Here is an 18,496-nt window from a genome sequence, read left to right as displayed (position 1 = left end):
CCGGCGCGACAGCCCGCGCGTTACAGGGTACGCGCGACCTCCTCGATCTTGAACGCCTCCAGGACGTCGCCTTCCTTGATGTCGTTGAAGCTCTGCAGCTTGATGCCGCACTCCATGCCCTGGCGAACCTCGGCCACGTCTTCCTTTTCGCGTCGCAGCGAATCGATGCCGTACTCGCCCAGGATGCGCTGATCGCGAATCAGCCGGATGCGAGAGTTGCGCTCGACCGTTCCGCGTAGGATCCGGCAGCCCGCGACGTTGCCGTAGCGCGAGACGCTGAAGACCTTCTGCACGAGGACCGTGCCGAGTTCGACTTCCCGCTTCTCGGGCTTCAGGCGACCTTCGAGCACCGCCCGAATTTCGTCGGTCAGCTTGTAGATGATGTCGTACCGGCGGATCTCGACGCCTCGCTCTTCGGCGATGGAACGCGCCTTATCGTCGGGCACGACGTTGAAGCCGATCACGATCGCGTCGGACGCTTCCGCCAGGGCGACGTCGCCGGCGGTGATGCCGCCGACGGCCGCCTGCAGCACCTTCACCGCGACCTCCGGATGGTCGAGCTTTCCGAGTTCCTTGAGGATCGCTTCGATCGAACCTCGAACGTCAGCGCGGATGACGAGGTTGAGGGTGACGATGTCCTTCGTCTTGTCGGCCAAGTCGCCCAAGGCCAGACGACGCTGGAACTCTTCCAGCGACACCTTCTGGGTGACGCCGGAGAGTTGCGAGGACTTGAACCGGGATTCGCGCTGCTCGGCGATCTCGCGAGCCTTGGCGATGTCGTCGATGATGACGAACTTGTCGCCCGCTCCCGGAACGATCTCGAGACCGGTGATGTTGACCGGCGTCGAGGGGCCGGCCTGCAGCAGGCGCTTTCGCGGCTGGAGCGTGTCGTACATCGCCTTGACGCGACCGTACGAGGAGCCGCAGACGATCACGTCGCCCACGCAGAGCGTACCGTTCTGGACCATCATCTTGGCGATGACGCCGCGGCCCGGTTCCTGCTCGGCCTCCAGGCAGACGCCGACCGCCGGACGGTCCGGATTCGCCCGGTACGCGTTGATTTCAGCGATGGTGAGGAGCGTTTCGAGGAGCTCCTCGATCCCTTCGCCCGTGTGGGCGCTGGTCTTGACCACTTCGACGTCGCCGCCCCAGGCGCTGGGGAGCAATTCGTGTTGGGCCAGGCCCTGGAACGTCTTCTGTTCGTCGACGCCCGGGAGATCGATCTTATTGAGCGCGACGACGATGGGAACCCCAGCCGCTTTCGCGTGGGAAATCGCCTCTTCCGTCTGCGGCATGATACCGTCGTCCGCCGCGACGACGAGAACGGCGATGTCCGTCACGTTGGCGCCGCGGGCACGCATCTCCGTGAACGCTTCGTGACCGGGCGTATCGACGAAGGCGATCGGACGCCCTTCGTTTTCGATGCGGTAAGCCCGAATGTGCTGCGTGATGCCGCCCGCTTCGCCCTTCACGACGCTCAGGCCGATGATCCGGTCGAGCAGCGACGTCTTACCGTGGTCGACGTGACCCAGGAACGTGATGATCGGGGGACGCTCGACCAGATCGGCCGGATCGTCCTCTTCGCCTTCGAACGCCGCCGTTGCAGCGTCTTCCGCGTCCTCGGGTCGCCGGAGTTCCAGTTCGACGCCGAACTGCATCAGCAGCATTTCGACTTCTTCGTCGGCGAGCAGCGAGTTGATGTTGAAGTTCGCCATCGACTTCTGCTGCTCGACCATCATGTACTTCAGGAGGCGACCGGCGGGAACGCCGGCGGCTTCCGAAAAGCTCCGCACCGAAGCGGGAAGTTCGAGCACGGCTGCCTGCTTTCGGGGCGCGGACGTGTCCGTCGTCTTGCCGCGGGAGCGAGTGCCGATCCGGGGCCGGGAATAGCCCCCTTCTTCGTCGCCCCGACCGCGACGCTTCGGACGCGGCTTGTCCTTCGCTTCCTCGGCGCCGCCGATGAAGGTCGTGGGACGGCGTCCGCGAAAGCCTCCGCCTGGGGCGCCAGGAACTCCGGCTCCCGGAGCGCCCGGGGATCCCGGAGCGCCGGGGCTCTTCTTGCCGCCCTTGGTGAAATCGCCCAGCGGCGCCCGCTGACCCGGTTCGAGCTTGTGCAGCTTGCCCGATTCCTTGGCCCGCATCATCGCATCAGGCGTGAAGGCGAGCTCCGGCTTCTGGGCCTTCTCTTCCTTCGGGCCGGGCGGCAGCTTGGCCGTCGGCATCGGCGCGAAGTTAATCGCGGGCCGCGGCGGCGCCTTGCGGACCGGCTTCTCGGCAGCCGGCTTTTCGGCGGCGCCTTCGACGGGAGCAGCCTCTTCGCCGCCCGGCTTGTTGTTGCGACGTCCGATCGGACCGATCACGCGCATCCCGCGGTCGCGGCCCAACGGCGCGACGCGACGCATTCCGCCCGTTTCGCGAGGGCGTTCGGTCGCAGGCGCCGGCGCAACTTCCGCTTCCGCGGGAGCGCCGCCGTCCGCGTCGTCGTCTACGGATTCCGCTTCGCCCGCAGGCTCGGCGGTCTCTTCCTCTTCGGGAGCGGTCGCGATCGCCTCGGGCGATTCCTCGGCCTCGAGCGTCGCGACGTTCGATTCTTCGCGAGCGTCAGCCTCGACGCCATCCGCGGGGGCCTCGCCCGTCCGCCAGCGCTCGACCTCGCGAGCGACGAGCACCGCCGCTTCGATCTGTTCGTCGAGGGAGCTTCCGCGCGGCAGCTGCGCGAACTTGGGAGCCGCTTCGGCTCGCACCGGGACCGGAGCGCGATCGCCGGGCGAAGATCGCTCGACGCCGGCCGGAAGCGGCTTGACGCTGCCCGGGGAGCTGGAGCGGGAGGAGTAAACGACCGGGATCGGTCGTTCCATGTTGCGAGCCGCCGTGCGAACCGGGGCGTCGATGCGCGGCGCTGCGGGAGCGGCGGCGGCAGGGGCTTCAGCTTTCCCCTGATCTTTCAGGAACGCCTTGAGCTTGGCGTACTCGTCGTCTTCCAGCGACGCGAGCGGAGACGTCTTGCCCGTAATCCCCGCCTTACGGATGACGTCGAGCAAATCTTTCGATTCGTAGTTCAGGTCTTTTGCGATCGAATAAATGCGAGGCACTCGAAACTCGACTCCTGGGCGGTAACGAAAGATTCGCGCGGACGTTCATGACGTTCTATCGACTACGAAAGAACGAGGTAGCGCGACCGAGGTCGGCGACGCTGTCTGAAACGATCTGAAAGCGTGACATCCTTCGACGAAACGATGAGCGGGGCTGAGGCGGGGAAACGGTCGAGCGCCACTGAAACACGGCAGCGAAACGTCCTTGGAGACGGATCGACCGGCCAATCGCGCACGATGGAAACGATGATCGTATCCGATCGAGGATCGATTCGTCAATTCTCTGCTTGTCGAAGGGCGGATTTTGCCTCCCCCTCGTCGCCGCCTGAGCAGCGGACGAAGGGCAGTCGTCGAACCGTCGCCGCTCCGCCTATGTTCGCCTGATCAGTCGGATCGCGGCGATCGGAAGCGGACGGCGTTCGCTCAGGTCTGTTCGCCGTCGGCGACGGGCTGAGCGTTCGGTTCGCCGGCATCGACCGATTCCGCGGGCTCTTCCGTCGTTTCGGCAGAGACGTCGGACGCTTCGTCGGAGGGCTCTTCGGACTCGTCCGCCCCTTCGTCCGAAGCGTCGGAGGCGTCGGCGAGCGGGGGTTCGTCACCGCCGGCTGCGATCCGTTCGGCTTCTTCAGCGTGGCGACGAGCTTCGGCCTGAGCCTCTTCGGCCCGGCGCTTGGCGAGTTCTTCCTTCCGGATCTTTTCTTCAGCGTCGCCGCGTTCTTCCGCGATTTCGCTGATCCGTTCGACCTGTTCCATGGACAGGCCGCCCATCTCCATGAGATCGTCCGGCTCGATCACCGACAGATCGTCGTAGGAGAGATAGCCCTCGGCGACGAGGCGATTGGCGAGATCCTCGTCGATCCCTTCGATCGACGAGAACTGACCGACCGCTTTCTCGATCTTCTTTTCGAGTTCGTCCTGCGTCATGATGTCGATGTCCCAGCCGCAGAGCTTGCTGGCGAGACGGACGTTCTGGCCCCGGCGACCGATCGCCAGCGACGTCTGGTCCTCGGCGACGAGCGCGATCGCCCGGCCCATCATCTGGCAGGGGATGACCTCGCTGATCACGGCGGGCTTCAGCGCCTCGCGGATGAATTCCTGCGGATCCTCGGAGTAGCGGACCACGTCGATCCGTTCGCCCGCGAGTTCGTCGATGACGTTCTTGATGCGGTTGCCGCGGAGGCCGACGCAGGCGCCGAGACAGTCGACCCGGGGGTCAGAGCTGCTCACGGCGACCTTGCTGCGATAGCCCGGCTCGCGCGAGACGGCGTTGATCGTGATCACGCCGTCGGCGATCTCGGGGATCTCCTGCTCGAAGAGCCGCTCGACCAGTTCCTTGCGGCTGCGCGACAGGACGATCTTGACCTTGTTCCCCTGCGTCTTGACCTCGGCGATGACCGCGCGGATCCGCTCGTTGGGGTGATGCGTCTCGCCCGGGATGCGTTCGGAGCGGGGGAGGATCGACTCGACCTGGCCCAGCGTGATGATCGTCACGGAGCCTTCGTTGCGCTGCACGATGCCGTTGACGAGCTGGCCGATCTGCTCGCGGAACTCTTCCAGCAGGACGTCGCGCTCGGCCTCGCGGACCTTCTGGATGATGATCTGCTTCGCGGTCTGCGCGCCGATGCGTCCGAAGGCCTCTTCGAAGTCGAGCGGCACATTGTCGACGTGGCCGGTCACGTCGCCGCTCTTGCGGTCGATCGTGAATTCGATGACGGTCTCTTCGCCGTAGTATTTGCGCGACGCGGAGACGAGGGCCGACTCGATCGCCTGAAAGACCAGCTCCTTGTCGATGCTCTTCTCATGATGGAGAGAGTCGACGATCTGCAGGATCATTTTCGCGTTCATCGGTCGGCCCTATACGACGAGAGTACGGCGGTTGCGTCGGCGCCGCCTCGCCCGTTCGTCGATGCGACGAGCTGACGGACATCCCTCCGTCAGCCCTGGACGATTCGCGCTCCATCGTATCGGAAGAGGCGGATTCGTCGAGAACCGCCGCCTCCGAAGATCGGAACCGAAAACGAAAAAACCGGCGATCCCTGAACCGCCCGGGCGACATGCGTCGCGTCAGGCGTTTCGAAGGCTGTCCCCGGTTTCCGTCGCGAACCAATGCAACCGTGAATCGTTCAATAATATACCGCAGGGGGTCCCGGGGTGCAGGGGCGACGCCGGGGAACTTTCGCCGACGGTGATCGTTAAGCCCGCGGAACCGGCGCCGCCGAGCGCGACCAGAACCGTATCGCCCAGATCTTCCGCCGCTTCGACGGTGAACCGACCCTGGCCGCGCTCGGACGAGACGAGCTGCGCCTCGTGCGGGCGGAAGCCGAGCGTGATCCGCCGATCCCGCGGCACCCGGCTTAAGAGCTCCTTCGGAAACGTCACGAGCAGCCCGCCGCCGCGGAACGCCGGATCCCCTCCTTCGTCGGTCAGATGGCCCTCGACGAGGTTCATGCCCGGCGAACCGAAGAACCCGGCCACGAAGGTGTTTCGCGGTTGATCGTAGGCGTCGATAGGCGTCGCGATCTGTTGCAGCGCTCCCCGGTGCATCACGGCCACCCGATCGCCCAGCGTCATCGCTTCCTGCTGGTCGTGGGTGACGTAGATCGCCGCGGCGCCCGATGCCTGATGGAGGCGTTTCAGTTCCCGGCGGGTCCGCTCGCGCAGGCGGACGTCGAGATTCGACAGGGGCTCGTCGAACAGAAACGCCGCCGGTTCCCGCAAGATAGCGCGACCGACGGCGACTCGCTGCCGCTCGCCTCCGGAAAGCTGCCGGGGAAGGCGGGCGAGAAGCCCTGTGAGAGAAAGCTGCTCCGCCACGGCGACGACCCGATCGCGCAGTCGACTCTCCGACTTGTTCTGCCCGAGAGCCGCCAGCGCCTTTCCGAGCGTGCGGCGGACGATCCCGCCGGCCCGCATCCGCAGGGCGAAGGCGAGATTGTCGAAGACCGTCAGGTGGGGATACAGGGCGTAGTTCTGAAAGACCATCGCGACGTCGCGCGCGTGCGGCGCCAGTCGATCGACGGTCTTTTCCCCGATGCGGATCGTCCCCGACTCCGCTCGCTCCAGGCCGGCGATCAGGCGGAGCGTCGTCGTCTTTCCGCATCCGCTCGGTCCCACCAGGACCAGCAGTTCTCCCTCCGCGACGTCGAGCGACAAGTCGCTCACCGCGGGCTCGCCCCGCCCGTAGCGCTTGGTGACGTGTTCGAGATGAAGGGAGGGCACGAGGGTCGCGTCGCCTCTGCGAAGGATACTCAGGAAGAGGCGTCCGGCAGGCAGGACTTCAGCCAGTCGGGGATCGAGTCGGCAAGCCATACCGCTTTGCCGGACTCGAATCTGGCGACCGGCCGATGCGACTCATACGGGAGGCTGTTGTCGTGAACGAGGACGTACGGAAGCCGAGCGATCGCGCGACGAAGGTTCTCCAGCGTCCTCGGGTACCGCTCCCGAAGCTTATCCTCAGGCACGTCGTGGCCGCCGCGCATCGTGCGCATCTTGACCCGCAGCTTCGACGTGCCGGCGTCGGGAATCCCGATGAAATACAGGATCACCGTGTAACCTTCGGCTGCCGCTCGTTCCAGAAACGACACTTTCTCGCCGACGGGATCAGACAGCACGGTTTCGAACACGAAGCTGGTCCGCTGCCGGACGTAAGACTGGCGGACGATTTCCGCGACCTCGGCCGCTGCGTAGGCGTCGATGCAGAGCTCGGCCGCCAACTCGTCCGCGTTAACGAACTGAAGCCCGAAGCGCGCAAGCTGCGAGTGATAGAAGGTCGACTTGCCCGCGCCGTTCGGACCGGCGATAGCGACCAGCAGGGGCCTTGGAAACGCCGAGAGGTCCGTCACGCGCCGTCTCGGAACTCATTGTCGACGAAGCGTCCGGTCGTCCGCGTGCCGTCTTCGTCGATTTTGACGAAAGCCGTCGGATCGCCCTCGATGGGCTCGAACCGGGGATAGGGCCCGCGCGCGAAGTATTCCGCAAGCCGGCCGCGTCCTTCCGGACGGCCCATTTCGTAGAAGACTTCCGTAAGTCGCGCGACCGGATCGTCGAGCGGATCGGGCACGGTCGGCTCGGGCGCTGAAGCGACGGACGAAGGAAGTCGCTTCGAGTTTTGAATCGCCGTGCAGGCTTCCGATTTCATCCGTCGGTAAGGGAGCGAGCGAACGCGCGCGGCGTCACGCCGTGCCTCGGCGCCGGCCTTGCCTTCGGAATCGCCTTGAGGTTCGCGGAGAAGCATGTCGAACTCCGTCGATCGAATGGCGACGGTTCTGACCGGCGGATCAGGGATGGCCGGTCAGTCGCCACTTTCCATTCTAACTCTCTCGCGACCTATTTCACCCTCGATCTACGCCGCCAGCTTCGCGATGGCGACGGCGCTGGCCTGGCCCTGCGGCGTGACGTTCAGGTTCAGGAAGCTGTCGCCGGCAGGCTCGGCCGAGGTGACGACGCGGATGGGACATTCCGGATCGGGCGTGTCGTAATTCAGCGTCGGGAAAAGCTCTCCCGCTTCCAGGGCGATCAGGCTGGAAATCAGCTCGATCATGCCGCTGCCGGCGCCCAGGTTGCCGAAGTAGCTCTTCGCCGCGACGACCGGCTTGGACGACGATCCCTCGCCGAAGATGTCGTTGATCGCCTTCGCTTCTTCCCGATCGGAGACCAGCGTCGACAGACCATGGGCATGGACGTGGCCGACGGAATCGGGCTCTCGGCGGGCCTTCTTCAGGGCGACCTTCATCGAGTTGCTGAGCGCCTTGGCGAGGTTCGCGTGCATGCCGCGCTGGACCACGGTCGACGAACCCCAGCCGACGACCTCCGCCAGGATCGGCGCACCGCGCTTCACCGCGTGGTCGTAATTTTCCATGACGATCGCGCCCGCGCCTTCGCCCAGAACGCAGCCGGTGCGATCCTTATCGAACGGTCGGGAAGCCTTCGCCGGTTCCGCCTGCGGGTCGGCCATGTCCTCCTGTAGGAACATATGCAGCGTCCTGAGCGGGTGAACCCGGGAGCCCGTGGCGCCCGCGATCATCACGTCCGCCGCTCCGCGAGCGATGGTCGTATGCGCTTCGCCGACGGCCAGGTTCGACGACGCCTCGCGCAGCGTGATCGAGTTGTTCGGGCCGAGCAGATTGTTGAAGATCGCCACGTGGCTGGCCGGCATGTTCGGCAGGTACTTCAGCAGCCAGAGCGGATCGACCTTCGGCAGGCCGAATTCGGGCCACTTCGAGAACTGGAACTTGCCGTTCTCGTCCAGGCACCGCGAGATGCCGGAGGCGAATTCCTGCGGCAACGTCATGATGTAGTCCGAACCGAACGAGACGCCGATCCGACCCGGATCGATGCTCCCCAGGTCGAGCTTGCAGTCGACGAGGGCCCGCTGCGAGGCGGCGACCCCCATCTCGATCTCGCGGCACATGACCTTCAGGTTCTTCTTGATCGATCGCTGCAGCGTCTTGTCTTCGACGGCGAAGTCCTCGATCGCGCCGGTGAAGTCGATCGCTTCCGCGCAGTAGCTGATCGGGATCGACCCTTCCGGCAGCGTCTGCGGAGTCCGAACGCCGCTCTGTCCCTGCGTGAGCGCCTTCCAGAGGGCGGATCGTTCCATTCCGAGAGGGCTGACCAGCCCTACGCCGGTGATGACGACCCGTCGATTCACGTTATCCATGCTCGATCCGTGATAGGTAGCGCTCGCGAGCGTGCGCGGCGACTCGTAGTGGTGGTCAGGAGATCGCGACCGGCGACGGAAGGTCCGAGAAATCTCGCCTTCGGAACTCGCGGTACGCGAAGCCCGGCGGAGGAAACCGGACGACCGCCGTGCCGCCCGACTTCATCGGCTGAACAAGCGGCGCAGTATATCAAAAGGCATCCGATTCGGCAGAGAGCGACGATGGCGGCGACTCGGCGGACGGTCGCAGGCCGGCGTCGGATCAATATCTCCCGCCGCTGACGTTCCAGTTCTCCGCGGTTCGGGGCGCGTCGGCTGCCGGATCGGGGACCCGGCCCTGGATTTCGATGAACAGAAGTCCGTCCGCCCGGGGAGGCGCCGGTTCGAGCAGTCCTGCGGGAAGGCCCAGCATGTTCTTGCTCGCTCCGTCGCCCGGAGCCGCCCCCATGCCGCTGCTGATGAGCAGCACCGCGTCGGCAGGCCAGCGGAAACGTTCGTGCATTTGGGACGACGAAACCTGCGGCACCTGCACTTCGACGCTCTGCTTTCCCCCGGCAGGCAGCGGCACTTCCAGCGGTACCGCGATCAGCTTCTCCACCTGATCGACCCGGCAGCGGATCGCCGCGTCGACGACTCGCCCGCCGTCGCCGATCAGCGGCGAGATTTGTATTTGATACCCTTCGTCTACCGACCCGGGCACCACCGCGTAGGGCGAGGCGGAGCCGGGCGCGGGAGCGACGGTTTTGACGTACTGCTTCGGGCGTCGCACGTCCCGGATAAGCGACTGACCGTTGACCACGGGCGTGACCGACGCTTCGAATTCGGTCACGTCCAGCCGACGCTGAAGTTCGGCGATCAGGAGCGTCGCGTTCTCCCGCGTGAGCAGCCAGGCTTCGACGCCGGGCGACTGGACGGGGACGGGTTGCAGGGAGGCGAACGCGCGACTGCGCCAGTTGGGACTTCCGACCGTGAGCACTCGCAGCGAGACTTGGTACGACTCGCCCTTGGACGCGTTGAGCCGGTCGACGACGGCCTTCACCGACTCGTGCATCTGCGGCGTGTGGTATACGTGGACGGCCTTCCGGTCGACCGACAGAAAGCCGAACGGCTGGCTGAACCAGACGTCGGAACCGGTCTCTCGCAGGATCCAGTCGAGCGCCGCCTGTTCGGGCTGAGCCACGTTGCGGATCGGATCGACGTAGGGCGACAGGTCGTACGTCCGCCAGATCTGGCCATGCGTGCGGGGGAGTTGCCCGTTCCCGAACGGGGACGATCCGCCCAGCGACTGCGAAGACGACAGGCCGGACGGCGCGGCGCTTCGCGAATTAAATTCCTCTCGCGGCGCCGTGGCGGCGGAAGGCGACGGGATCGGCGACGTCGGAATTTGCGAAGGCGGGGTCGGACTCTGCGAAGGCGGGGTCGGACTCTGCGAAGGCGGGGTCGGAGCGGGCGCCGGAGAAGCCGTCGGGGCAGGGGAGCCTGCCGGGGGAGGAACCTGATTCGCGGGACTCGGCGCCGGCGCGGCTGCCGCAGAAGTGCCTGCACCGGAGGGCGCGGTCGCAGGCACGCTCGGGGCGACCTGGGCGGCGGCGACGGAGGCGAACAGCAGCGCAAGCGGCGGCAACCAGACGCTCGCGCGTCCTCGGCATGCCCCTCTCGTCGATCGCTTCGAGCCGCTCATCCGCCAGCGTCGTGCGAGAACTCCTGTTCGACTTCCGCGTCGTTACGCAGATCGCCGGGGAGGGTAGCGATCGCCGGCGATCCCGCACAAGGCGAGTTCGTTCGAACGTGGGCATGATGCAGGGATCGATTCGTGATCAGGCGAGCGGAGGGTGTCAGCCCTCCGTGTCCTCTGCATCGATCGTCGGGCCGGAAACCCAGGAGGGCCGACGCCTCAGCTCATTGGCGGCTTCTACTCGCTGTGACTCTCCTCGGGTGGTCGAAAAAGGCCGACGTCGGCTGGCGGGGGGCGCAATAGGGATAACGGTCGTCGTGGGCAAGTCGAGGGTCGAGTATCTAGAATTTCGACCGCGACACCTGGGCCGGCGCTTATCCCCGCCAAGTGAACGATACGCGCTGTCCAGTCCAGAAGGCGACACTTTTCTTTACGCCCCGCCTGGCGTCTGGCTTCAGAAGTCCGGGGCGAGCGAAGGGTGTCAGCCCTCCGTGTCCTGAACGCGGCGTGACTCGCAGCGTTCGCGTGCGCACGAAAAAACGCCGGCCTTTCAGCCGGCGTTCGCGCATCTCATAGATCGAGCCGTCCGCTTAGTTCACGGCGGCGATCACCAGGCTGGCGTTGTGGCCGCCGAAGCCGAAGCTGTTGCTCATGGCCGCCCGGATCTTGCGTTCCCTGGGAACGTTGGGCGTGTAGTCGAGATCGCAGGCCGGATCGGGCTCGTCGAGGTTGATCGTCGGCGGGACGATGCCCTGCTGCATCGCGAGGGTCGTGACGACCATCTCGATGCCGCCGCTGGCGCCGAGCGAATGGCCGAGCGAGCTCTTGGTGCTGGAGATCGCGACCTTCTTGGCGTGATCGCCGAAGACCGACTTGATCGCCTGGGTCTCGGCCGCGTCGCCCAGCGGCGTGCTCGTGCCGTGGGCGTTGATATAGTCGACCTGATCGGCGGAGAGCTTCGATTCCTTCAACGCGGCGGACATCGCCCGCGCGGCGCCGGCGCCGTATTCGTCCGGCTGGGTGATGTGCCCCGCGTCGCTGCTGACGCCGTAGCCGACGACCTCGGCCAGGATGTTCGCGCCGCGCTTCCGGGCGTGTTCGTACTCTTCGAAGATCAGGATGCCGGCGCCTTCGCTGAAGACGAAGCCGTCGCGGCCCGCGTCGAACGGTCGGCTGGCCTTTTCAGGCTCTTCGTTCCGGTCCGAGAGCGCCTTCATGTTCTGGAAGGCGGAGAGGCCCATCTTGGTGATCGCGGCCTCGGCGCCCCCCGTGATCAGGATGTCCGCCTCGTCGTAAGCGATCGTCTTGTAGGCGTCGCCCATCGCGTTGTTCGCGCTGGCGCAGGCGGTCGCTACCGTGTAGTTGGGGCCGCGCAGGCCGTACTTGATCGACAGATTGCCCCCCGCGGCGTTGAGCATCATGCGGGGGATCGTGAAGGCGGAAACCCGATTGGGCCCCTTGGTCATCAGGTTTTCCATCTGCTCTTCGATCTCGTTGATTCCGCCGATGCCGGAACCGAGAATCGCGCCGCAGCGGTACGAATCGACCTTCGAGAAGTCGAGACCTGATTGTTCGACGGCGTCCGCCGCGGCGACGATCGCGAACTGCGAAAAGCGGTCGAGCCGCTTCGCTTCGCGGAAGTCGATGTACGGGGCGGGGTCCCAGTCGTAGACGTCGCCGCCGATCCGGACCTTGTACGCGGAAACGTCGAAGACCCTGAGCGGGTGAATGCCGCTCTGCCCGGCGAGCAGCCGCTCCCACAGGAGATCGACCTTCGCGGCGAGCGAGGTGACGACCCCGAGGCCCGTAATGACGACGCGTCGTTTCATCGAGATTCGAAGCAGATGGGGCGGCGTCGGTCGCGACCCGAAAGCCGCAATCCGGACGCGAACGGTGATCGGGCCGAGAAACGGAACGTTCGCGGTCGAAGCGTCAATGCGCGGCGCCGTCGAACGGTCCCGGCTCGCTCCGCGAGCCTTCGGCTGATAATCCGCGGACGCTCCTGCGGACGTTTCAGCGTCCGCCAGTCGGTCGAGCGCCCGCGAGTCGAATCTATTCCCGTTCGCGAGCGACGGGAAAGGGACCAGTCGGAGCGAACGCTACTTGTTCTCTTCGACCGCGATCTTGATGAAATCGATCGCCTGACCGACGGTCTGGATCTTTTCCGCGGCGTCGTCCGGAATGCTGATCGCGAACTCTTCCTCGAGTTCCATGACCAGCTCGACCGTGTCGAGGGAATCGGCGCCGAGGTCGTTGATGAAGGACGTCTCGGGCGTGATCTTCGCCTTATCCACGCCAAGCTGCTCGGACACGATATTAATGACGCGTTCTTCGACGGACGCCATCGACTCGACCTTTCTAGGAGCGTATACGCTGGGATTTGCGCGTGTTCAGTAACGACTGCGCGAGACGAATCGCTCGACTACGCGCCACGATGTCAGTCATGCGACGGATGCGGCAGGCGCCGCGGGTCGCGTCGATCGGGTTCGCTCGCCGACGGGCGGCTCGCTCGTTCCGCGGCTGTCGCGGAAAGCAGGCTCTCCCGCGGCAGCGGCGAAGTCTCACAAGATAGAAAACGTTCGGAAGAACGGTCAAGGCGCCGGAAGGCGATTCGGACCCCCCTCGCGACGCTTTTCAGGAAAAAACGGAAGCGCGACGCAACTGGTGCGGCTTCGGGAGTTTGCGCATCGACCTCAGCCGGTCATTCCCCCGTCCACGACCAGCGTCTGACCCGTGACGTACGAGGCCGCGGGACTGGCCAGGAACAGGGCCGCGGCGGCGATGTCTTCGGGCAGGCCGATCCGGTTGGCCGGGATCCGCTTGACCACTTCGCCCATCACCACTTCGCCCAGCGCCTTGGTCATATCCGACTCGATGAAGCCGGGCGCGATCGCGTTGACGGTGACCTTCCGCTTGGCGAGTTCCTTCGCCAGGCTGCGCGTCATGCCGATCAGGCCGGCCTTCGACGCCGAGTAGTTGCACTGGCCCGCGTTGCCGACGACGCCCGAGACGCTGGAAATGTTGATGATGCGACCGTAACGCTGCCGCATCATCAGACGCGACGCCGCACGGGAGAACAGGAAGGCTCCGCGAAGATTCGTCAGGAGCACCTCGTCCCACTGCTCGTCGCTCATGACGGGCAGCAGCGTGTCGCGGGTGACGCCGGCGTTGTTGACCAGGATGTCGAGGCGTCCCCACTTGTCGGTGGCGGCCTTGACGGCCTGTTCGACGCTCTCGCCGTCCTTCACGTCGCAGGAGACGGCGATCGCTTCGCCGCCCAGTCGTTCGATCTCTTCGACAGTGTCCTTCAGCTTGCTTTCGTCGCGGGCGACGCAGGCGACCTTCGCGCCGTTCTTGCCGAACACGACCGCGATGGCGCGGCCCAGTCCGCGGGAGGCCCCGGTCACGAGCGCGATCTGGCCGGAGAGATCCGCCGAAAGGTTGTACGGCGAGGAGGCGGCGTCGGACATGCGGCTTGTCGTTCGGCGAATGCGCCCGCTCGGTTTCGGCGGACTGGAGGGTTGCGGTAGATCGGGTGATTGTTCCGGTTCAGGGCGAGCGACGCAAGAGGAGCATGACGCCCGGCGTCCCGCCTGAGACCACGTTACCGGAGGCGGAAACGGTCGCTTCTTTGCGCGGTCGGAATCGCGGGAGCTCGGTCCAGCGCGAGGCGCCCGGCCTGCCTCGTCGATTCGCGATCGTCGATTCCTGGAGCGCCCTCAGCCTTCCACGTTGTCCAGAGGGAACTTTCGGTCGATGCGCTTCATCAGGCCGGCGAGCACGCGGCCGGGGCCGACCTCGACCATCTTCTCGACGCCCAGATCGACCAGCTTTCGCATCGAATCCTCCCAGCGAACCGGCGATTCGACCTGGCGGATGAGCAGATCGCGGATCTCCTCCGGGTCGTCGTGCGGCGCGGCGTCGACGTTGGAGACGATCGGGATCCGGGGCCGTTCAAGCTTCGCCGAGGAGAGCGCCGCCCGGAGTTCCTCCACGGCAGACGCCATCAGCGACGTGTGGAACGCCCCGGCGACGGAGAGTTGCACCATCTTCAGATCGGTCCGCTCGGCCAGCTTCGCCAGCGAGGGCTTGTGCCCGGCGACGACCGTGTTGCCGGGGCAGAGCAGGTTGGCGATCTGCAGCGTTTCGCCCGGCAGGCGGCAGTCGTCACAGAGTTTCTGCACGTCCTCGCGGGGGACGATTAGCACGCTGGTCATGCCGCTGGGATTCGCTTCCGCGGCGGCCTGCATGGCCCGACCGCGAACTTGCACCACGCGGAGGCCTTCCTCGAAGCTCAGCCCGCCCGCCATCGTGATGGCGGTGTACTCGCCCAGGCTCAAGCCGGCGGCATACGTGCAGGCGTCGACTTCCGCGGGCGACGTTTCGCGCCAGACTTCGAGCGCGGCGAGACTGCAAACGAAAAGAGCGGGCTGGGCGACGTCGGTCGCGTTCAGCCGCTCTTCGGGCCCCTTCAGGCAGAGTTCGAGCAGGTCGTAGCCGAGCACCTCGGCAGCGCGATCGAACAGGGCCCGGGCGCGGGGGCTCGCCTCGATCGGCTTGGCGCCCATACCGACGAACTGAGCGCCCTGGCCGGGAAACAGGCAGGCGATCGAAGGCAAGGCGCAGACCCTTCCGCAGAGATTACGTCAGCGCCGCGACGGAGCCTGTCGCGCACGAGCGAACCGATGACGAGGAGAACGCCGGACGAGCCTGATCAGGCCGTCTTTTCTTCCTCGGGCGTCATGTCGACGACCACGCGACCCATGTAATAGCCGCAAGTCGGGCAGACGACGTGCGTCGGGATCTGCTCGCTGCACTTGGGGCAGGTCGAGAGCTGACGCGGCGTCTTGGCGTGATGCGAGCGACGGGCGCCGGTCCGGGAATTGGAACTCTTGCGCTTGGGAACGGCCATCGAAACGTCGTCCTGGATCGAAAAACGGTCGCAGCAGCGCGTGAGCGCCAAAAGGCGTGAGCGCCGAAAGTCCCGGAGAAACGGCCGAACCGCACCCGGATCAGAAAGGGCATAAGGTATCGGCGTCCGTGGGATGGGTCAAGGATCGACCGGCGCCCGGCTTACGGATTCCGGGAGACCGTCGGGGTACCGCGCGTCCGTCCGGCATCGATGAGGGAAGATCGCATCAAGCTCTGTCCGGCGAATCTGGCTTGACTGAGCAGGCGGAATGCTTAGCATGATGATATTGAATCTCAAGTTCGAGCCTGCCTTCCCGCCCGCCGATGACCTTCTCCCGCACCGTGCTGGCCGTTTTGCCCGGCAAGTCCGCTGACGAGCGCATCCTCGCTCTGCGCGTGGAATCTGCGCCCGCCGCGGCTGCGAAGGGTCCCGCGTCGTTCGACGAGGAATCGTCCGACGGGGAGATTCTCTCGTTCGAGGCGTTCCGCAACGCTCGCCCGCAGGCGGCGCCGGAACCCGAGGCGGCGTTCGAGCTTTGTTACCAGTCCTGGGCGGAGCGGATCGGCTGGTTCACGCAACACCGCGTGCCGATCACCAGCGAGCAGGCTGCCGGGCTGCGGAACGTTTTCGGCGCGTTCGCCGAAACCGACAAGCGTCCGCCGCGACGCCCCGCCGTCGAGTCGCACGATCGCGAAACGGTTCACGTCGGCAGCGCCTGAGCGAACTACCGATCATAAGACGAAACGAGAAAAGGCCGTCGTTCCGAGCGAACGACGGCCTTTTCTCGTAATCGACTCGAACGCGAACCGGCTCAGCCCGCCTTGTGGAGCTGTTCCTGTTCCTTGGCGATCTGCGGCAGGTCGCGGACGATCTTGACGAATTCGTCGACGCCTTCCTGTTCGGCCTTGAGCATGTCCTCAAGGAAGACGACCAGCGCCCGATCGCCCTCGGCGACAGCCAGCGCCTCGGTGTAGACGCGAACGGCGGCCATCTCGAACGCCAGGGCGTTTTCGAGCATTTCCTTCAGATCGTGCGTCTGCTTGATCGGTTCCCGTTCGCAGGTCGGGATGCCGCCCAGCGCGACGATCTTGTCGCCGACGAGCTTGGCGTGGCCGAACGATTCTTCGGCGTTTTCGAGGAACTTGGCGGAGTAAACCTCGCGCCAGATGCCCGTGACGAGGAACCCGGCCTGAGCGTACTGGGCGACGCCGGTCCATTCGTGCTTGAGCGCTTCGTTGAGCTTATCGATGACCTTGCCGTATTCCATGATCCGTTTCCTCTGCTGGCGATGTACGTGCGAGGCGAAGATTCGTCCGTGAAAACGCCTCCGAACCGCAGGCATCTTAGCGCCTGGACGAGCGCTGTCCAGATCGATTTAAGCCCTTGCGCAGTAAAACGTTAGATTCGTATCGCTGAGAGCCGGTCTCGATTGTTCGGGGAGGGGCCCGGGTTCTCGCTGAACTGATTCTCAAGTCGGCGACCGCGGCGCCGCCGGGCGGAAAAGCGGAACGCCGGAGCGCTTCTGGAAAGCGGCTCCGGCGTCGGGTCAAGTAAGCGCTGCTGCGGCTACGTGGCTTACTTCTTCCGGGTGTAGGTCATCTCCATCATGACCATTTCCTTGCCGTCCTCGCCCGGCATGACCATCTTCGAAGCGATGTGATCGGCGTCCTTGATCTCGGTGATCATCGAGAACTTCATCGGCTTGCCGGTCGGATCGGGGCCCTCGATCGTCTCGGTGTAGACCTTGCCTGCTTTGTCCCACTCGCCTTCGATCGTGTAGAGCGACGGGCTCATCGAGTCGACCCACGTGCCGACGTACTTCTTCTTCCAGGGGTCGTAGCCGGTGATCGCGCGGCCTTCGAACGGCATCGGCCCGAGCGTCGCCCGGAGATCGCAAACCAGGAAGTAGCCGTTGAGGTCCATCTTGGCGGTGTAGGTCCCGCTCCCCTCGACCGGTCCGTCGCCGGTCGGCCCCATCTGGCACTTCATCTTCGTGTCCCACTCGCCCTCCATCTTGGCGAGGAGCTTCTGCTCCGGGCCGGGCTCAGGGAAAGGTTGCTGGGCTTCTTCCTCGGCCCGGATCAGGGTCGCCGACAGCAGCAGCGTCAGCGAGAACAGCGAAACCCACAGCGACGTCTTCATGGAATCTCTCCCGGCAAACCTGCATTCAGCGACGGTCCGGGAACGCCCCGGCAATCCGTCGATTCACGCTGCATCGATCAATCGTTCTATCCGTGCGTCGAACGAACGCGCGCTCCGATGACATGAAAGTTCGAAGATCTTCCAGCGGCTTTCGAGCGTCGAACTGGCGCGTTCAGGAAGCCGGTTGGAGAGCCCCTCGCGGCGGACTCGGGAAAGCGGCTCCGCGTTACTGATCGAGAGTATACTAATCCGGCGGATCCCGTTCCAGCTTTTCGGGGGGCGGAGATCGACTTTTTCTGCGCGAGTCGGACCGTCGAGGGCGAAACCGGACGTTCTGCACGTCGCCCGGACGGCTCGTAAGGTAGGGTTTCTGTCAGGGGAACCTCGCGTCAGATATGCGACGCCTCTCTCTTCTCGTTCGCCTGTCTCTGGTTCGCTTCCGCCGGTTGCCTGATGAACCGCGACGAATTCTGGCGCCTGATCGAGTCGTCGCGTCCGCGCCGCGATGACGCCAAGACGCATGTCGCCGCGATCGTGAAGCGGCTGGCCCGATTCGACGTCCAGCAGGCCGTCGCGTTCGAGCGTCATCGGGCGTTCGTCGCGAAGGAACTCGATTCCGAGCCGCTGGGCGCCGCCCTCGCGCGGCTCCTCGGTCGAGCCGCGACGGAAGACGACCTGGCCCTGTTCTGCGACTGGCTGATCCTGCTCGGCAGGGGGGCGGTCGAGACGGCGGTCGAGCAGCCGGAGTTGCTGTCGAAACTCCGCACGGACGTGCTGCCGAAGATCCGGGGAAGCGATCTGTCAGGCGTCGGTTTCGCGGTGCTCGACGGAAAGGATCTCACCGCCGCAGATCGCCTGCGTTGGAGCGGGGCCCTGCTGCAGGATTTCACGGGCGGCGGATCGCGACGGGCGGTCCTCAACCAGCCCCCGTTCCCCGCCTCTCGCAATCGCCCTCCGCACCAGTGACGTGGTAGTGCATGCAGAGTAGGGGGACCCCATTGAGGCTAAGGATTTCC

At 65.3% G+C, this 18,496-nt stretch carries 16 protein-coding genes; 2 read left to right on the top strand and 14 right to left on the bottom strand.

Going from position 1 to position 18,496, the window contains the following annotated elements; translation table 11 throughout:
* Positions 1–20: 20 nt before the first annotated feature.
* The 12 genes from infB to rpmF all read right to left on the bottom strand — a co-directional run bounded on the left by infB (position 21) and on the right by rpmF (position 15,338).
* The gene (infB, locus tag SH602x_RS22370) at positions 21–3,092 is read right to left on the bottom strand and encodes a translation initiation factor IF-2 (RefSeq protein WP_479474391.1); all 3,072 of its coding nucleotides are present in this window, start codon (positions 3,090–3,092) and stop codon (positions 21–23) included.
* 423 nt (positions 3,093–3,515) lie between these two features.
* A complete protein-coding gene (gene nusA / locus SH602x_RS22365) occupies positions 3,516–4,937 on the bottom strand; it encodes a transcription termination factor NusA (RefSeq protein WP_479474390.1) in 1,422 nt (473 codons plus the stop codon).
* A 219-nt stretch (positions 4,938–5,156) separates the two neighbouring features.
* Positions 5,157–6,311 carry an ABC transporter ATP-binding protein gene (locus tag SH602x_RS22360; protein WP_479474389.1) on the bottom strand — a complete coding sequence of 385 codons (1,155 nt, stop codon included), beginning with the start codon at positions 6,309–6,311 and terminating at the stop codon, positions 5,157–5,159.
* A 29-nt stretch (positions 6,312–6,340) separates the two neighbouring features.
* On the bottom strand, positions 6,341–6,934 hold the full coding sequence (locus SH602x_RS22355) for an ATPase (protein ID WP_479474388.1): 594 nt from the start codon (positions 6,932–6,934) through the stop codon (positions 6,341–6,343).
* Complete coding sequence (locus SH602x_RS22350; RefSeq protein WP_479474387.1) at positions 6,931–7,326, bottom strand: hypothetical protein; 396 nt, start codon at positions 7,324–7,326, stop codon at positions 6,931–6,933. Before SH602x_RS22350 ends, SH602x_RS22355 begins: the two co-directional genes overlap by 4 nt.
* Positions 7,327–7,434: 108 nt before the next feature.
* Positions 7,435–8,751 carry a beta-ketoacyl-[acyl-carrier-protein] synthase family protein gene (locus SH602x_RS22345; protein WP_479474386.1) on the bottom strand — a complete coding sequence of 439 codons (1,317 nt, stop codon included), beginning with the start codon at positions 8,749–8,751 and terminating at the stop codon, positions 7,435–7,437.
* A 262-nt stretch (positions 8,752–9,013) separates the two neighbouring features.
* Positions 9,014–10,375 carry a hypothetical protein gene (locus SH602x_RS22340; protein WP_479474385.1) on the bottom strand — a complete coding sequence of 454 codons (1,362 nt, stop codon included), beginning with the start codon at positions 10,373–10,375 and terminating at the stop codon, positions 9,014–9,016.
* A 641-nt stretch (positions 10,376–11,016) separates the two neighbouring features.
* Positions 11,017–12,255 (bottom strand): beta-ketoacyl-ACP synthase II, encoded by a 1,239-nt coding sequence (gene fabF / locus SH602x_RS22335; RefSeq protein WP_479470919.1) that lies wholly within the window; start codon positions 12,253–12,255, stop codon positions 11,017–11,019.
* 270 nt (positions 12,256–12,525) lie between these two features.
* Positions 12,526–12,771 (bottom strand): acyl carrier protein, encoded by a 246-nt coding sequence (locus SH602x_RS22330; RefSeq protein ID WP_479470920.1) that lies wholly within the window; start codon positions 12,769–12,771, stop codon positions 12,526–12,528.
* 348 nt (positions 12,772–13,119) lie between these two features.
* Positions 13,120–13,896: a 3-oxoacyl-[acyl-carrier-protein] reductase gene (gene fabG, locus SH602x_RS22325; protein WP_479470921.1), complete on the bottom strand. Its 777-nt coding sequence runs from the start codon at positions 13,894–13,896 to the stop codon at positions 13,120–13,122.
* A gap of 249 nt (positions 13,897–14,145) precedes the next feature.
* On the bottom strand, positions 14,146–15,045 hold the full coding sequence (fabD, locus tag SH602x_RS22320; protein WP_479474384.1) for an ACP S-malonyltransferase: 900 nt from the start codon (positions 15,043–15,045) through the stop codon (positions 14,146–14,148).
* 95 nt (positions 15,046–15,140) lie between these two features.
* The gene (rpmF, locus tag SH602x_RS22315; RefSeq protein ID WP_479470923.1) at positions 15,141–15,338 is read right to left on the bottom strand and encodes a 50S ribosomal protein L32; all 198 of its coding nucleotides are present in this window, start codon (positions 15,336–15,338) and stop codon (positions 15,141–15,143) included.
* A gap of 323 nt (positions 15,339–15,661) precedes the next feature.
* On the opposite strand from rpmF, the gene SH602x_RS22310 reads away from it, so the two are divergent.
* Positions 15,662–16,057 carry a hypothetical protein gene (locus SH602x_RS22310; protein ID WP_479470924.1) on the top strand — a complete coding sequence of 132 codons (396 nt, stop codon included), beginning with the start codon at positions 15,662–15,664 and terminating at the stop codon, positions 16,055–16,057.
* A 92-nt stretch (positions 16,058–16,149) separates the two neighbouring features.
* Here the strand turns inward: SH602x_RS22310 and SH602x_RS22305 are convergent, their stop codons facing one another.
* Together SH602x_RS22305 and SH602x_RS22300 are read right to left on the bottom strand one after the other, a co-directional pair.
* Positions 16,150–16,605, bottom strand: coding sequence for a ferritin-like domain-containing protein (locus SH602x_RS22305; protein ID WP_479474383.1), 456 nt, complete (start codon positions 16,603–16,605; stop codon positions 16,150–16,152).
* A 308-nt stretch (positions 16,606–16,913) separates the two neighbouring features.
* The gene (locus SH602x_RS22300) at positions 16,914–17,480 is read right to left on the bottom strand and encodes a DUF1579 domain-containing protein (RefSeq protein ID WP_479474382.1); all 567 of its coding nucleotides are present in this window, start codon (positions 17,478–17,480) and stop codon (positions 16,914–16,916) included.
* A gap of 453 nt (positions 17,481–17,933) precedes the next feature.
* Between SH602x_RS22300 and SH602x_RS22295 the strand changes: the two genes are divergently transcribed.
* A complete protein-coding gene (locus SH602x_RS22295; protein ID WP_479474381.1) occupies positions 17,934–18,446 on the top strand; it encodes a DUF4240 domain-containing protein in 513 nt (170 codons plus the stop codon).
* Positions 18,447–18,496 lie beyond the last annotated feature (50 nt).

The organism is Lignipirellula cremea, from assembly GCF_056501455.1.
This window is presented reverse-complemented; position numbering and strand designations above follow the sequence as displayed.

Bases quoted from the DNA above. Each gene is read 5' to 3' on its own strand.
- SH602x_RS22350 (WP_479474387.1), bottom strand. From the start codon at position 7,326: ATGCTTCTCCGCGAACCTCAAGGCGATTCCGAAGGCAAGGCCGGCGCC.
- fabG (WP_479470921.1), bottom strand. From the start codon at position 13,896: ATGTCCGACGCCGCCTCCTCGCCGTACAACCTTTCGGCGGATCTCTCC.
- SH602x_RS22330 (WP_479470920.1), bottom strand. From the start codon at position 12,771: ATGGCGTCCGTCGAAGAACGCGTCATTAATATCGTGTCCGAGCAGCTT.
- SH602x_RS22345 (WP_479474386.1), bottom strand. From the start codon at position 8,751: ATGGATAACGTGAATCGACGGGTCGTCATCACCGGCGTAGGGCTGGTC.
- SH602x_RS22305 (WP_479474383.1), bottom strand. From the start codon at position 16,605: ATGGAATACGGCAAGGTCATCGATAAGCTCAACGAAGCGCTCAAGCAC.
- rpmF (WP_479470923.1), bottom strand. From the start codon at position 15,338: ATGGCCGTTCCCAAGCGCAAGAGTTCCAATTCCCGGACCGGCGCCCGT.
- SH602x_RS22295 (WP_479474381.1), top strand. From the start codon at position 17,934: ATGAACCGCGACGAATTCTGGCGCCTGATCGAGTCGTCGCGTCCGCGC.
- SH602x_RS22300 (WP_479474382.1), bottom strand. From the start codon at position 17,480: ATGAAGACGTCGCTGTGGGTTTCGCTGTTCTCGCTGACGCTGCTGCTG.
- fabF (WP_479470919.1), bottom strand. From the start codon at position 12,255: ATGAAACGACGCGTCGTCATTACGGGCCTCGGGGTCGTCACCTCGCTC.
- SH602x_RS22310 (WP_479470924.1), top strand. From the start codon at position 15,662: ATGACCTTCTCCCGCACCGTGCTGGCCGTTTTGCCCGGCAAGTCCGCT.
- nusA (WP_479474390.1), bottom strand. From the start codon at position 4,937: ATGAACGCGAAAATGATCCTGCAGATCGTCGACTCTCTCCATCATGAG.